At 60.0% G+C, this 13,337-nt stretch carries 11 protein-coding genes and 1 pseudogene; 8 read left to right on the top strand and 4 right to left on the bottom strand.

Features of this window, described 5'->3' with window-relative positions:
• A partial coding sequence (locus L6637_RS41275; RefSeq protein ID WP_276575820.1) for a TCP-1/cpn60 chaperonin family protein occupies window positions 1–354 on the top strand: 354 nt, incomplete at its 5' end.
• Window positions 355–1,161: 807 nt separating this feature from the next.
• Here L6637_RS41275 and repC read toward each other — a convergent pair.
• The 3 genes from repC to repA form a co-directional block, all read right to left on the bottom strand.
• A complete protein-coding gene (gene repC, locus L6637_RS41270; protein WP_128929792.1) occupies window positions 1,162–2,394 on the bottom strand; it encodes a plasmid replication protein RepC in 1,233 nt (410 codons plus the stop codon).
• Between the two features lie 195 nt (window positions 2,395–2,589).
• Window positions 2,590–3,609 carry a plasmid partitioning protein RepB gene (gene repB, locus L6637_RS41265; protein ID WP_128929793.1) on the bottom strand — a complete coding sequence of 340 codons (1,020 nt, stop codon included), beginning with the start codon at window positions 3,607–3,609 and terminating at the stop codon, window positions 2,590–2,592.
• Window positions 3,606–4,817: a plasmid partitioning protein RepA gene (gene repA / locus L6637_RS41260; protein ID WP_128929794.1), complete on the bottom strand. Its 1,212-nt coding sequence runs from the start codon at window positions 4,815–4,817 to the stop codon at window positions 3,606–3,608. The genes repB and repA overlap by 4 nt, the downstream gene beginning before the upstream one ends.
• Window positions 4,818–5,987: 1,170 nt before the next feature.
• Between repA and L6637_RS41255 the strand changes: the two genes are divergently transcribed.
• Both L6637_RS41255 and L6637_RS41250 read left to right on the top strand, forming a co-directional pair.
• On the top strand, window positions 5,988–7,190 hold the full coding sequence (locus L6637_RS41255) for an integrase core domain-containing protein (protein WP_128929795.1): 1,203 nt from the start codon (window positions 5,988–5,990) through the stop codon (window positions 7,188–7,190).
• 1,083 nt (window positions 7,191–8,273) lie between these two features.
• A complete protein-coding gene (locus L6637_RS41250; RefSeq protein ID WP_128929796.1) occupies window positions 8,274–9,461 on the top strand; it encodes an RHE_PE00001 family protein in 1,188 nt (395 codons plus the stop codon).
• 590 nt (window positions 9,462–10,051) lie between these two features.
• Here the strand turns inward: L6637_RS41250 and L6637_RS41245 are convergent.
• Window positions 10,052–10,402: pseudogene (locus L6637_RS41245) on the bottom strand (transposase); the annotation flags it as partial.
• Window positions 10,403–10,440: 38 nt separating this feature from the next.
• On the opposite strand from L6637_RS41245, the gene L6637_RS41240 reads away from it, so the two are divergent.
• The 5 genes from L6637_RS41240 to L6637_RS41220 all read left to right on the top strand — a co-directional run.
• The gene (locus tag L6637_RS41240; protein ID WP_128929798.1) at window positions 10,441–10,605 is read left to right on the top strand and encodes a Trm112 family protein; all 165 of its coding nucleotides are present in this window, start codon (window positions 10,441–10,443) and stop codon (window positions 10,603–10,605) included.
• 133 nt (window positions 10,606–10,738) lie between these two features.
• Window positions 10,739–11,077, top strand: a complete 339-nt coding sequence (gene glnK, locus L6637_RS41235; RefSeq protein WP_128929799.1) for a P-II family nitrogen regulator — start codon at window positions 10,739–10,741, stop codon at window positions 11,075–11,077.
• A 1,090-nt stretch (window positions 11,078–12,167) separates the two neighbouring features.
• The gene (locus tag L6637_RS41230; RefSeq protein ID WP_237874327.1) at window positions 12,168–12,413 is read left to right on the top strand and encodes a hypothetical protein; all 246 of its coding nucleotides are present in this window, start codon (window positions 12,168–12,170) and stop codon (window positions 12,411–12,413) included.
• Between the two features lie 75 nt (window positions 12,414–12,488).
• On the top strand, window positions 12,489–12,869 hold the full coding sequence (locus L6637_RS41225) for a nickel-dependent hydrogenase large subunit (protein WP_237874325.1): 381 nt from the start codon (window positions 12,489–12,491) through the stop codon (window positions 12,867–12,869).
• A gap of 133 nt (window positions 12,870–13,002) precedes the next feature.
• Window positions 13,003–13,337: hypothetical protein (locus tag L6637_RS41220; RefSeq protein WP_237867240.1), on the top strand; the 335-nt coding region annotated here is incomplete at its 3' end.

Raw genomic sequence — 13,337 nt, 5'->3', positions numbered from 1 at the left:
CGCACCAAGAACGACGACCAGAAGACCGGCGTCGAGATCGTGCGCAAGGCGCTGTCGGCTCCCGCTCGCCAGATCGCGATCAACGCCGGTGAAGACGGCTCGGTGATCATCGGCAAGATCCTGGAGAAGGACCAGTACGCCTACGGCTTCGACAGCCAGACCGGCGAATACGGCAACCTGGTCTCCAAAGGCATCATCGACCCGACCAAGGTGGTCCGCACCGCGATCCAGAACGCAGCCTCCGTTGCAGCGCTCCTGATCACCACCGAAGCCATGGTCGCCGAGCTGCCGAAGAAGGCCGCTGCCGGCCCCGCGATGCCCCCCGCCGGCGGCATGGGCGGCATGGACTTCTAACGACGAGTCGTCCCGGACGCGGTGCAGCGCGCAAGCGGTGTACCGCCGATCCGGGATCTCGCTGAGCAAAATCCAACAGCACAAACCCTGGCAGCAATGCCGGGGTTACCCTTTTTTAGGCGTGGACCGTCTAAACGGCCGGCACGATTGGTTCCGTTGCGCATTGCCTTCGTGCCTTGGCTGATCGTCAGATCAGGTTTTTGTTTACCCACACGGCAGGTCGCAGATGAGAAACGTTAGCCTTATAATTCTCGGACCTGAGCATTTCGTTTAGACTCGCGGACGCATGGTCGCGCGGCTTATAGAGCTATGCTCGAGCGCGGCGCAGCATTATCGAGGCATATCACTCGGCCAAAACTCGTGGGCGCTGGCGGCGACGAGATGCCCGACGACACGGGCTGATACCGCAACAGGTGTTTACCTGGCGCCGGCAACAAAAGCGGACGTTCCGCAGTTCGTACCGGCGGTGGTCGACGCCATGGCGCCAGCCGTGGCTGCGCGCCATGACGTAAAGACAGCGATGCAAGGCCAAGACAGATTCGAAGGGCTTAATTGGCGGCGGATAATTGCTGCGCTGCGGCGAACGAATCAGGCGCCTTGAGGTCGTTGCAAAACGACGGCGCATACGATCTAATCTGTGGGTGTCACCGCTCATTAGCCCGTACGCAATGTTGGCCTGACGTTTCTTGAGGTGCTGTCGCCTTCGCGCCCAGTCCGTTAGCCAAGACCTCTTCAAATTGAACCTCAACATCAAACCTGCGACGGCCCGAGCCGCTGGGCCCAAGAGACACTTACCTAGACTAGCCGTTAGGCCCTTCGTTTTTCGTGCAGTCGTGAGTTGATCTGCGCCATTAGGATTGGCCCGAGCGAGAATTCGCCGGCCTCGGCTTTTCGCGTCAGCCCCCGCAGATATCCGCCGGCTGAACGGATGACCTCCCCTCGCTGCAGGATGCAGCCGACCACAATTGCAGCCTGAGTCTCCCCCATGACGCTCTGCGCCTCCTCCCACGCGCTGGGACTGATGCCAAGCATGGATCGAACGACCGCCGCAGTCGCAATGAAATCGCGCCAGTTTGAAATCCCTCCCTTGGCGTAGTCGACGATGTCTGGACATGCGCTCAAGACCATACCCAAAGGATAGGAGCCTTCCGCAAATCGCGCCGGTTGTGGTTGCGGCTCGGTACTCGCCGCCCTGCCTTCTTGGAGGCTAGGTTCAAGTTCAGTAAGAGTGTTTGGGTTTGAATTCTGTAAGTGACGCTCAGTATGGGACTCATTGGCGCTCATATTTGCTGCTTGGACGTGAGTTTCCAGCAGATTGAGGACGTCGTCGGCAAGCTGCGATAGTTCGTCGGCGATCGCCTCAAGTTCTTGGCAGGTCGCCCGGCGTGGAATCGTCTCGACGATCGAACGGAATGCCCGATGCACCTCGTCCCAATCAGCCGGCCCCTTCCATTCCCTGTGGGTCGGCACGTTTTCCTCGATGCCCGTTGCAATCATCTTGGCGATGTCACGACGGCAGAGTGTGATGCGCTCGCGCGCATGTTTGATAGCACGAGCCTCCGCTTTGATTTCCTCAGCCAGCCTCTCGAACTCTTCGGCGCGAACGACGAGTGGCGACAAGTCAAAGCCAAAGGCGCGCTCGATGTCACCGCCGCTGCCTTTGCGAGCGTAGCGCTTGCCGTTCGGACTATCCCTGCGAACGATGAGCCCGGCGTCGACAAGCACAGCGAGATGACGCCGCAACGTGGACACCGGCATGCCGTGAGCTCGCAGCGTCAGCTGATTGTTTGACGGAAACACGATGAGGTCACCCTCACCCGTGAGCGTAGTCTCGGGATGAAAGCTGAGCAGAGCATCCAGCACCGTCAGCGCACGCTCAGAGATACCGAGGCGCGGCCTTGCGATGCAGATGGCCTGAAAGATCTTCCATTTATGGACGATCTTTTCCGATGGCCTGGTCGATACTGCGACTTGTGTTGCCACATGGGCAAGCTTCAACGAGCGCCGCCCAAAGGGCGTCGTTGGGGCACGTGATTGCATGTCTTTGCCTTATGCGGGCAAAGAAAATCTGCTCGCCGAAACGGCGCCGTCTCTCACAAGACTCTTGACTATGGTGCGCGGAAGTGATTCTCTTTAGTCGCCAAACTACGAAGAGAGGCTTCCGGGACGGTGACGTTGCGGGGGCCTTTTTTCTTTTGCCGTGCTGCTCCTGGTTCGCGGTTGTTCATGAGGCGGCTAAGCCCCGGTGGTCTCCTCGGATCTGTCCGATTTGCAAAACGTCTCGAACAGGTTCGGAAGCTGGGTGATAAGAAAGTCCGCGAACAACGCCGGGACCTTCTTGTCGATGGTCAACTTGAGTTCTCGATCGCCCTGACGGACCTGAGCGATGCGCTGTCCATCTGAGGCGAGCACAGCAGACGATCGCGCGAATTGGCGAGTTGCAGCAGGTTTATTCGCGGCCGAGAACACCGTCAGAAATCTGTCGTCTGACTCACGGCCGGCGAACTTGTCGTCCCCGATCGCCGCCCTTACGCGGTCGATCACCGACGCATCCGCCAAGAGATCAGCAAAGCTCTGCCATCGCCCGCGGCCAACCTTTGGGGCCTTGCCAATAGCATCGATAATGTCGGGCGGAATGGATCTCGCAACCGCAATCAGTTTTGACGCTTCGGCCCTATCGACTGCGAGCGCGTCTTGAACGACTGCGCGCTTGTGCCCGGCATCTTCGATGCGCATTGCGAACATCGCGCGCTCGATGAAGCTCAAATCCTCCCGCGGCGCGTTCTCAAGGCCTTGTGCCACGACGAGGGCTTCGTCGGAGAGCGGTTTTAGGATCGCTTTGACGGCAATACCCAGCTCGCGCGCGGCACGCACCCGGCGATGACCATAAGCGCTCTGATATCGTCCCGGCATTGTCGGATGCTTGCGGACGAGGACAGGAACCTCCTGGCCGATCTGCGAAATCGATTGCTTGAGAAGTTCGTAAGAAGCCGTGTCGTCGTCGCGAAAACGATCAGACACGGGCGAGGGATCTATCAGACCGGGATCGATCTCTACGATCGTCGCGCCAGATGTGAGCTTGTCCCGAAGCTCCTGATTCTCCTTCTCAACTTCTGAGAAAGATTCCTTCAGCGAGCGCACAGCACCTGACGACACCCGCGCCAGCGGCGCTGGTGCTGTGTTGTCAGCTGACAACGGACTCGTCTGAGGTGCGGCAGTAAAAAGCCCCCTGATAGCATCCGTGCGCTTGCTCATCGTCCCCACACCTTCTTCAGCAGCTGCACGATCTCCGCATTGATAGCATCGACAGATTCAACCGCCCTGTCATAGGCGCCGCGTCCGACGGATCCGCGGTCAAGCTCATAGAGCGATTGTTTTGTCAGGCCAGCATTGGAGATCGCAGTGGATTTCCAGGCTGTCGCTTGCAGCACGTTTTCGCGGAACAGATTGCGCAGCAGCGCAACGATCTGAGCCTCAGGCACGTCATTCGGATCATGGCGCGTGATCACATAGCGGATGAAATCGTGATCGAGGCGGCCGCCCGCCTCCTCGATGACGGACATCAAATCCGACGTCATCAGAAGGAATTGGCTCATCGATGCGACATCGACCATCTGCGGGTGGATTGTCACCAGCATCGCCGTCGCCGCATTCAAAGCGCCCATCGTCAGGTAGCCGAGCTGAGGTGGGCAGTCGATCACCACGACATCATAGTCGTCGCTTACCTGATCGATTGCGCTCGCTAGGCGGCGAAAAAAAAGATCATGTCCACGTTCGCGGCGCTCGACCATGGCGCGCGGCGTGTGATGCTCAAACTCCATGAGTTCGAGATTGCCAGGCACTAGGCCTATACCCTCGAAATAGGTCGGCCGCACAACTTCACGCATGGGGCGGCGCTGGTCGTCATAGCGGATGGCGCCGTAAATGGTTTCGCTTTGCCCAATGTCGAATTCCGGCTGATAGCCGAACATGGCCGACAAAGAGGCTTGCGGATCGAGGTCGATGGCCAGAACTCGAAAGCCGGAAAGGGCGAGATATTGGGCCAGATACAGGGCGGTCGTTGTTTTGGCCGAGCCGCCCTTGAAATTAGCGACCGTGATGATTTGAAGCTTTTCGCCGGGGCGCCGCCGTGGGAGAAAATCAACTGCCTCCCGCGGGCGGGCTGCAGCCAGATAGGCCCGCAGCTCATTCACTTGAGCTAAGGTATACGACCGCCGCCCGCCATGACCGATCGCGGGGGCAGGTCCCAGGCCGTCGAGGGAAAGTTGCCGCAAATAGCCGTCTGACACGCGAACGATCTTGGCCACCTCTCCGGAGGAGAACGGGCGAAGAGTCTTGGCAGCCGCTGGTGGAAAAAGGGCGGCGCCCAACGAGCGGAGTTGACCAGAGAGTAGAGTGGCATGGCAGGAAATGCGCGCGCTCGCTGTCTCCGGCCACCCCTCCTCTGTCTCAAAAACTCTCATCTTTCCAATCCAAAACGGTTTTTGCAGCTCAGACGGCGGATTACCGTCTGCAGACTCAACACGATTCCCGAGTCGGCGCAAGAATGAAAGGATTAACTTTGCGCGCTCGCTCCTCCAGACCCATTCATCGCCGACCCCCCGCCACCCACAGCCACCTTAGCCGTCGAGGCATTGTGCGCGGCAGCGCCAGCGATCAAGGTGTCACCGGCCGGCGTTGGCCGCATCCTGCCCCGCTTTGGATTAAGCCGCATACGGATCTGGAACTGGCGGGCCGGAGCGCCGCTCAGCCCGGCGGGGCTTCCGTACCGACGTTAGAGGCTTCGCCAGATTCTCAGTACCGGCTATCGCATCACTCATGATTCCCAAAAGGGGACAGCCGCGGCGCCAACCATGAGTTCATCCGCGTCGCGACGCGAAGCTTCGTGCCTGGCTTTTTCCCAAATCCGCCGTGACGAGGAAAGGTGCGGTGCCTTTCTCAACACGATGTCATCACCTACTTTTGCGGCCTCAACATCCGGCATGAGCGACAACGGCTTTGTTATCGCGCCAAGCCTTCGCCAAGGGAGAGAATGGCGGTCACTAGGCCCGGCCACAAAGAAACGGGAAAGACCGAGCGCATTGCAGGCTTCGCTACGCGAGCGGCCACGCGCCTAGGACCCGCTATAACATGGTACCGTCCGCACGCGGCCCGAGGCCAAACCACCCGCCATGACCACGGATGACCTCCTCACCGCCTTAACTCCGGAAGAGGTCCGAGCGGTGAATTAGTTGGCGGGTTTTCTGATGCTCGCCGTTGGTTCAGGGCTACCTGGGCCACCCCGGACTCCTCCTTGGTCGCTCGGGGCTTCTGAGCCTAGCGAAACGAGCGGCAGGTGAACGGACCCCACGCTCCACGGTTGCCACGGCACTGTTGTCAGCTGACAACATGCGGGACAACTAGCGGCAAGGGAAACGGATGACGCCTGGAGACGGCGAATGGCGCTAGCGTTCGCGTTGCGCTGTCCAATCCATCAAGCGGGCAATGGTGCGGCACGAGCGAGGAATGCGCCACCCGCTGCTTGCATGCCGGGCGGGGGGCTGGATGGGTACAGACCGGGCTGAGTGCTGACAGATTAGACCGGGTTGATTCCTGACAGGCAAGGCTCGTCTGATTCGAAGGAGGATCAGGCGATGCCTTTCAGGGAGAGCAGTCCTGTGGAGGAGCGTGTCGCGTTGTTTCGAGAGTACGAGACGGGGGCATTTTCGGTGACGGAGCTGTGCGCGCGGCACGGCGTCAGCCGAGAGACGTTCTACGTCTGGAAGCGGCGTCGGGAGAGCGGGGAGCGGCGCTGGTTCGAGGAGCGCAGCCACGCGGCGGCGAGTTGCCCGCATGCGACGGCGGGGCGGCTGGCCGATCGCATCGTCGCGACGCGGCAGCGGTTTCCGCATTTCGGCCCGAAGAAGATCAAGGCATGGCTTGAGCATGAGCGGCCGGAGGTCGACTGGCCGGCAGCCTCGACGATCGGCGACATCCTGAAGCGTGAGGGCCTGGTCGAGGCGCGTCGGCGCCGACGCCGGGCGATTGCGCAAGGCGAGGTGGCGGCGCCGGCAAGCGCACCCAACGAAGAATGGGCGATCGACTTCAAGGGCTGGTTCCGAACCCGCGACGGCAACCGCTGCGATCCGCTGACCATCACCGATGCGGCGAGCCGCTATCTTATCGAAGTGCGCATCGTCGATCCGACGGGGGCGGGCGTCAGGAGCGCCCTGGAACGTGTTTTCAAGGACATCGGCCTTCCCGCCGCGATCCGCTCCGACAATGGTGCACCGTTTGGATCGACGGGGGCGGGCGGCCTTTCGGCGCTCTCGGTATGGTGGCTCAAGCTCGGTATCGAACCGCGCTACATCCCCCCGGCGAGCCCGCAGGACAACGGCCGGCACGAGCGCATGCACCGCACGCTGAAGGCCCAGACCACGAAGCCGCCCGCGGCAACGGTCGCCGAGCAGCAACGCCGCTTCGATGCCTTCCGCCACCACTTCAACCAGGAGCGGCCACATGAGGCGCTCGACCAGATGCCGCCCGTCAAACTCTGGCAGTCGCCCTCGCGCACCTTGCCACGCCGTCTCGATGACCCTTGGTACGACGCCGATCACGAGGTTCGCCGGGTGCGTCCCACCGGCGATATCAAATGGCGCGGCGAGCACGTTTTCGTTGGCGAGGCGCTCGCAGGTGAGCTCGTCGGCCTCTGTGAGCACGACACTAGCGGCCACCTCGTGCGCTTCTGCGGTCGCGATCTCGGGCTGATCAATTGCGAGCGGCGTTTCCTGCGCTTTGCTCCGCCGCGCGCGCGGCTCCGCATCGCGCAGGAAACGCCGCAGACAGGAGAACAATGATCGAATATTGTCAGGCATCAGCCCGGTCCAAAATGTCAGGAATCAACCCGGTGGACCATGCAACCCGCGCGATTGAAGTACTCGCATACCACGCCACTGCCCCCGAAGGGGCCTCCAACTTTTGGTCGAGCCTCGACAGTCCCAGCGGGGACTAGACTGCACCCCAAACCGACACAGATGGACTGGTCGGGTAAGGCGCTTGAGGAAACTACATTGTTGATCCGGCAATTTACCGCTCGGATGGATCCATCCCGCTCGAGACGATCCCCGCTCGGAACCGGCTCAAGAGCCTTTGTCTCGTAGTCTGCGGTCGGCCCCCGTACTGTTGTCAGCTGACAACATCTTGTGCGATGTGGGGGAGGGCAAAAGAGGCGCGATGAGAAAGCAGGCGAGTCGGCGTTGTCAGCTGACAACACCTCCTAGGTGATCTGCAGAATTCCGACGGGTCGCCCATTCGAGCACTTGTAGCCCGCGCGTCCGGCGAAACATGGTTAATGCATTTTAATGGTGAATCCGACACCAACACTTCGCAGCAAAACGTTGTCAGCTGACAACACAGCCTAGCTCAATCTAGGCCTTTGATACAGGCGTTCTCACGACTGGCCAGAGCGAGTGAAGGCCCGCGAAGCTCCAAATCGAACTACGGTTGGCTAATCGTTCGAACCCTTCTTGAAGAAGTCTCGTAACCGTTCTTTGACCATCCGCCGATACGCCGTTAGCTGGTCGGAACTGAACTCTTCAAGACGACCGTTGCCACGCCTACTCGCCAAATCTGGCTGCTATCTCCGCGAGGGGTAGTTCTCGATATGACCTTCGCACCGCCGCTACAGACTGCCTAATCATGCGCCAGACTCATGCGGGGCCCAGTGGGGGGCCATCGCCGCTTGTAGATGAGCCGCCCAGCAACTGCCCCCGCCGGTAGTAATGATGCCAACCGGGTTGCTCTACAGCTCTACAGGCGGACGGCCGAGGAAGGAGAATAGAGGCTAGGACTCCGACATCGGTTTAAAGACCGATCGGCACTAACGCTTGCACGCTCATCATAGCAGTTGAAGCTATGTCGCTATGACGGAAATTAGCGACATGATAGCTTCCGTGTCGCCGATTCTCATCAAAGTTATCAAGGCGTTGTCTAGTAGCTACAAAATACCAGAACCGTTGCCCTGGTCGGCGATTGCACTTCCGCTCGCAGCCGCGGAAGATGCTTTAGCCCGTCTAGATGAGCGCCTTGCGAAAAGCCCAATCCGAGACGGTTGGATTAGTCGGACGCACTTCACCGACGCATGCGCCACTCTATGGCTGGAAGGCGAACTCGTCCACCTCGAAGATCTCGTTCTTCATGACGCTGGCATGGATGTTCGTGCGCCAACTCACGAGCTGAGCCGAGCTCGCGATGTACTCCGCGCCCGCCGGCGCATTCACCGCGAGGGCCCCGACTGGGCTCTCTCGTCCGTCGGGATCACCGATCTGCGCGGGTTAGCCGGCACAAATGGAATAGAAGAGGAGGACTGCGAACCGCCGAACATCGGAACTACGCATCATGAGGCGGAGCAGGACAGCCATGTGCCGAGAACCCACGACTACTCTTCTGTAACTCAGAGCAATGACGGACTCGCGCAGGCTTTCGCAGAAATCGACGCCGCGATCGCCAAGACCGACCAGATCTTAACCAGCGATCTCCGTCGAATGACCGAGCGGGATCCACTGGTCTACGACCCCGATTGGGACGAAGAAAAGCGTCTTGCCGTCTGGAGACGCGGCCTTCAGCAAAGCAGGAGCCTGCCTCCGACGCTCGCGGCGGCCATTGCCGCGGACAGCTGGCGCAGTCTCGAGCCCCTTCAGCACCGACCCTGGCTTGGCCAGCTGCTTACGTCTGCGCTGCTAGGTCATCGGAGAAAAGCACGCTCACACCTGGCTTGCCTGCATGAGGGGCTGAAGACGATCCCGCGTGAGCGACGCCGCTCGCGCGACCTTGCAACCCGTCTCGTCGCGGAGCTTGAGGCCATCACGGCCGCTGGTGAGATTGGCCTGAAGACGCACGACAGGTGGCTGAACGAACGCACTCTGATGCTTCGAAGGGTGGCCGGCCATCGATCGACGTCGAAATTGCCGGCGCTTATCGATTACGTCTTCAGCCGGCCAGTCGTTTCTGCCGGCATGATCGCAGAAGAGCTGGATATCACACCGCGTGCAGCATTGAGTCTCGTAAATGAGCTTGGTCTGCGCGAGACCACTGGACGAGGGCGTTACCGAGCCTGGGGTGTTCTCTAAAAAAGATAACCTACCCGAGTGCCAGCAGACGACCAATCTGCCGGTTCCTAATGCCCGCAGGATCAACCCCGCCATCGAGAATTCCCGAGACTCTTGAAAAATACAGCTTGCGCCCAAGCGGGCCTCCGCACCGATTGATCCCCTCCTCCATGACTCGGACTCAACAAGAGAGATGGACAAACGGCCGATCTGCCGCAGGCTTCGTTCTCGTGACCTTGGAACGGCCTAAAGTCCTGCTGCCCATGCCGTTGCGGCGCTTGAGCTCGGCGGCTCTCCTAAGCTCAGCCTGCCGCGAACGGACAGGGGACTCGATGCTCGTGACCACCCACAGGCGAAAACGATAGCGGGTGGTGGGCTTGTCGATGGGGCTAAGGCCCATGTATCATCTGCATCCTTTCCTTGGGCTCCGGCGCTACGAGAATGACAGGGTATCCCGACCGCGGCAATCGTATCCCGTTGCGTGGTGTCGCTGGCGGCGATCACCGCGATCGTAGGCAGGAGCCGGGCAGATCAGCTGGCGATTGCCGGAGGGCTGAAGGCTGAAGGCTGCATCATTCATTGGCAGCGGTTTACAGAGTCATGCAACAGCCGCGTTGGACGGCCCATTCATCATTATTTTGCTCGAGCGGGATCGCGCCGATCAGGCGTACGATGGCGTCTTCGTTCAGGAAGATGCCGACCACCTCGGTGCACCGCTTAATCTCGTCGTTAAGGTCCTCGATTGGGTGGTGGAGTGCTGCTTGGTCCGGGGCTGCGGCGAGAAGGTCACATAGGCCAGCACATCGGTCCAAGCCTCGCCAGCAAGCGCGCAAGCTTGGGCAATTTTGGCGGAGCTGGTCGGCGACCTTGCACCATTGCGCCTTTTCTGTCTCCGCATCGTCTGGGCAAACGCAGTAGCAATGAACGCTGAGACGACGCGGCGTCCACTTTTTTGCCGGCATGCGCCGGGGCGTTGTTAGAGGCAATGCCGGAGACGCCGATGTCAGCGTCCGCCGAACGCCCTGAAATAGTGTTCGATCAAAAATTGCTGCAGATCCTCGTCTGCCCGCTGACTAAGGACCCGCTGGAATTTGGCTCGGCCAAGCAGGAGCTGATCTCGCGATCGCGCAAGTTCGCTGACCCGCCCGTTTTCATAATCCGTTAGGCAAAGCGGCGATCTGGCACGGGATTTGATCTCAAGAGCCTGGGTGCTCGGGTAGTGAAACTTTACCGTCGTGGCGAACAAGTCGAGAAACGCCCGGCCACTTCCGGGCCGGGCCCAAGCGGGGATAGAACCCATGAAAATGGTTATGGCAATTATCAAGCCATTCAAGCTGGAAGACGTCCGTGACGCCCTGACCGACATTGGTGTTCACGGTCTCACGGTGACAGAAGTCAAGGGATATGGCCGTCAGAAGGGCCATACGGAAATCTATCGCGGCGCCGAATATGCCGTGAACTTCCTGCCCAAGATCAAGATCGAGGTCGCTGTCGCTTCTGATCAGGTCGACAAGACCATCGAGGCCATCACGTCCGCTGCGAAAACCGGGCAGATCGGCGACGGCAAGATCTTCGTCATCAATCTCGTCCACGCGGTCCGCATCCGCACCGGAGAGACCGACGCCGCGGCCCTTTGATTTCGCGGCCTGGATCTACCTTTCGATAACCCGAGCTTCGGTGTGGTGCCGTGCCAGTTCGCGCGCAGTTCTTCCGGATCGGAACCGTGTTTTTCGCGAGATGCACCGCGGCCTATCGACAGCGGCTCGGGTCGCTGTAGTCCGATCGCGCAAACCGGCGCCGCACTCGCTAGAGCTGGCCCTCGATCGCTTTCTCGGAACCGGAAGCATCGCGTCGGGAGCATTCCTTCAATGCGGCGGAGGAACTCGGGCCGATTGCTGAGCAGCACGTCGTGCTGTTCAGCAGATCGCCTATGCGCCGCATTGCGGACCGTGTCACTAAAGGTACCGTCGCGTTCGCCAACAGTTTGGCACGTTCCAGACAGTAGGCGCGTTTGCGTTCCGACGGAAACGGGGCGGCCGTGTGGCGGTCGGCGATGATGTTTTTGAGCGTTGGGCATTCTCGTGATGAGCGCCACATCTGACCGCTTCCCGCGACAATGAGGCGCGGGAGAAGAATGCTTCGACCATGAGATTGTACCCTCGCGAGCTCCCGGGCATGCATGTAGAGGAGAGTGCCAAGCTACGATGGTCAACTTCTTGCAAAGTCCTTCGAACAACGTCGGCGCGTTTCGACATTCAGTCCAGGCGCCAGAGCATCACGCGGCGAAGTTTTCACAACTTATGCCGTCCCGCTGCAGCGAGCCTCGGGCTTTGACAGCTCGTAGCCGCCGTACTGCCTGAGCTCTTAAGACCAAGCTGCGCATCTGCGTAATCTGTATGCACGGGCTCAAGTGCACTTGCTGCCTGGAGAGCTTTATGCGGATCATCGCAAACCGCCGCTTAAGGAAGCGGGGCTGTCGATGATCTCGCTCGGCGCGACGGGCTATCATGGCGGCCGCTGGAGGCCAACCCGAGGCAATCTTTCCGGCAAATGCGGGCCAAATGTAAGGGCCAAGTACCTCGCGGCTCAAGACAATCCACCGCATCCAGACAAGTGCTAACGTCGCGGGCATTTCGATGCCGGCCGGTTGGCCGAGAATGGACGACGAGCAGGCTAGCAAGGGCTATTGCCTCTACAAAATGGCTGCAAGGGGAAACCACCTAACGCTTGCTCGACCAGAGTGCGCAGCAATTCGGTATTGAGAACACCATGGCGACGTTCGTCCATGCGGCATGTGATGGGGCTGAAATGCCTTACGAGCAAGCGCGGAAGCGCCGCCCACGAATTCAGTCGAACTCAGAGAGTACAATGATGGGCATTCAGACGCCCAACCGATTCACGCTCGGTAACTCCAGCGAGGGCGATCTTGTCGATCCGCTGACCAGGATCGAATTCACCTGCTTATCGAGGTGAATGTCGATTCCGATAATGTGATCCGCAACGCGGTCTCAACGAGACGATGCGGCGTGGTATTGGGCGCGCGATGCCTTGGCGTTCACCGAGCGAATTTGCTGGGTCTGTACCGGCACGCACGCGCCGGCACCTGCGCGCAGTAGTGAACCGCTTGGCATCGTCATCCGGGAGATTCCCAGTTTAAACCTGTTACATCATGCAACTATGCATGACTATCTCGTGCATTTTTTGTCACGTGCATGCTCTGGATTGGGCTGGCTTCGGTCGGCGCGGTCTTCGCAGTCGAGGCTGACGCCAAGGCGGCCTCAGCACTTGCGCAATCGATCTCATTCGTCGCGTTACTGCTCACCAGGCTCACCAGGCTCACCAGGCTCGTGCAAACAAAGAAACTCGATCCATTCAAGAGCGCATTTTCGAGGCACCCAGCGTACAAGCTTTCGCCGTAGGCGAACCTAATGGCGGTGGCACATTGCCTGCAGGCGCTCGATCTCTAGAAGGACGTCGACAAACTCCACGTGCTGTTACGGCGGCAAGAACCCGCATGCGAACTGGCTAGTTGGAGTGCACCCAATGTCGAAAGAGGAATACAATGAACGGGTCGCAATTCGAGCGCGGAAACATCGTGGCAGAAGAGCTGTCGGCGACGGTCGCCTCGAAAACGACCGATCCGATTCAGGAACACAATTCCCGCCCCAAAGCCGAAGGCCTGTACGATCCGAGCCTGGAGAAGGATTCCTGTGGCGTCGGCTTCATCGCCAACATCAAGGGCCAGAAGTCGCATGAGATCGTCTCGGATGCGCTGAGCATCCTCTGCAATCTCGAGCATCGCGGCGCCGTCGGCGCCGACCCGCGCGCCGGTGACGGCGCCGGCATCCTGGTGCAGATCCCGCACGCCTTCTTCAGCCGCAAGGCCAAGGAGAACAA

It is taken from the genome of Bradyrhizobium zhengyangense (genome assembly GCF_022012435.1).
In the GTDB taxonomy this organism is placed as follows: domain Bacteria; phylum Pseudomonadota; class Alphaproteobacteria; order Rhizobiales; family Xanthobacteraceae; genus Bradyrhizobium; species Bradyrhizobium zhengyangense.
Note: the sequence above shows the minus strand (reverse complement) of the source record. Positions and strands in the feature narration are given on the sequence as shown.

What these genes read in the sequence shown, in the direction of transcription:
- repC (WP_128929792.1), bottom strand. Translation starts at nt 2,394, where the DNA reads ATGCAATCACGTGCCCCAACGACGCCCTTTGGGCGGCGCTCGTTGAAG.
- repB (WP_128929793.1), bottom strand. Translation starts at nt 3,609, where the DNA reads ATGAGCAAGCGCACGGATGCTATCAGGGGGCTTTTTACTGCCGCACCT.
- repA (WP_128929794.1), bottom strand. Translation starts at nt 4,817, where the DNA reads ATGAGAGTTTTTGAGACAGAGGAGGGGTGGCCGGAGACAGCGAGCGCG.
- L6637_RS41255 (WP_128929795.1), top strand. Translation starts at nt 5,988, where the DNA reads ATGCCTTTCAGGGAGAGCAGTCCTGTGGAGGAGCGTGTCGCGTTGTTT.
- L6637_RS41250 (WP_128929796.1), top strand. Translation starts at nt 8,274, where the DNA reads ATGATAGCTTCCGTGTCGCCGATTCTCATCAAAGTTATCAAGGCGTTG.
- L6637_RS41240 (WP_128929798.1), top strand. Translation starts at nt 10,441, where the DNA reads ATGTCAGCGTCCGCCGAACGCCCTGAAATAGTGTTCGATCAAAAATTG.
- glnK (WP_128929799.1), top strand. Translation starts at nt 10,739, where the DNA reads ATGAAAATGGTTATGGCAATTATCAAGCCATTCAAGCTGGAAGACGTC.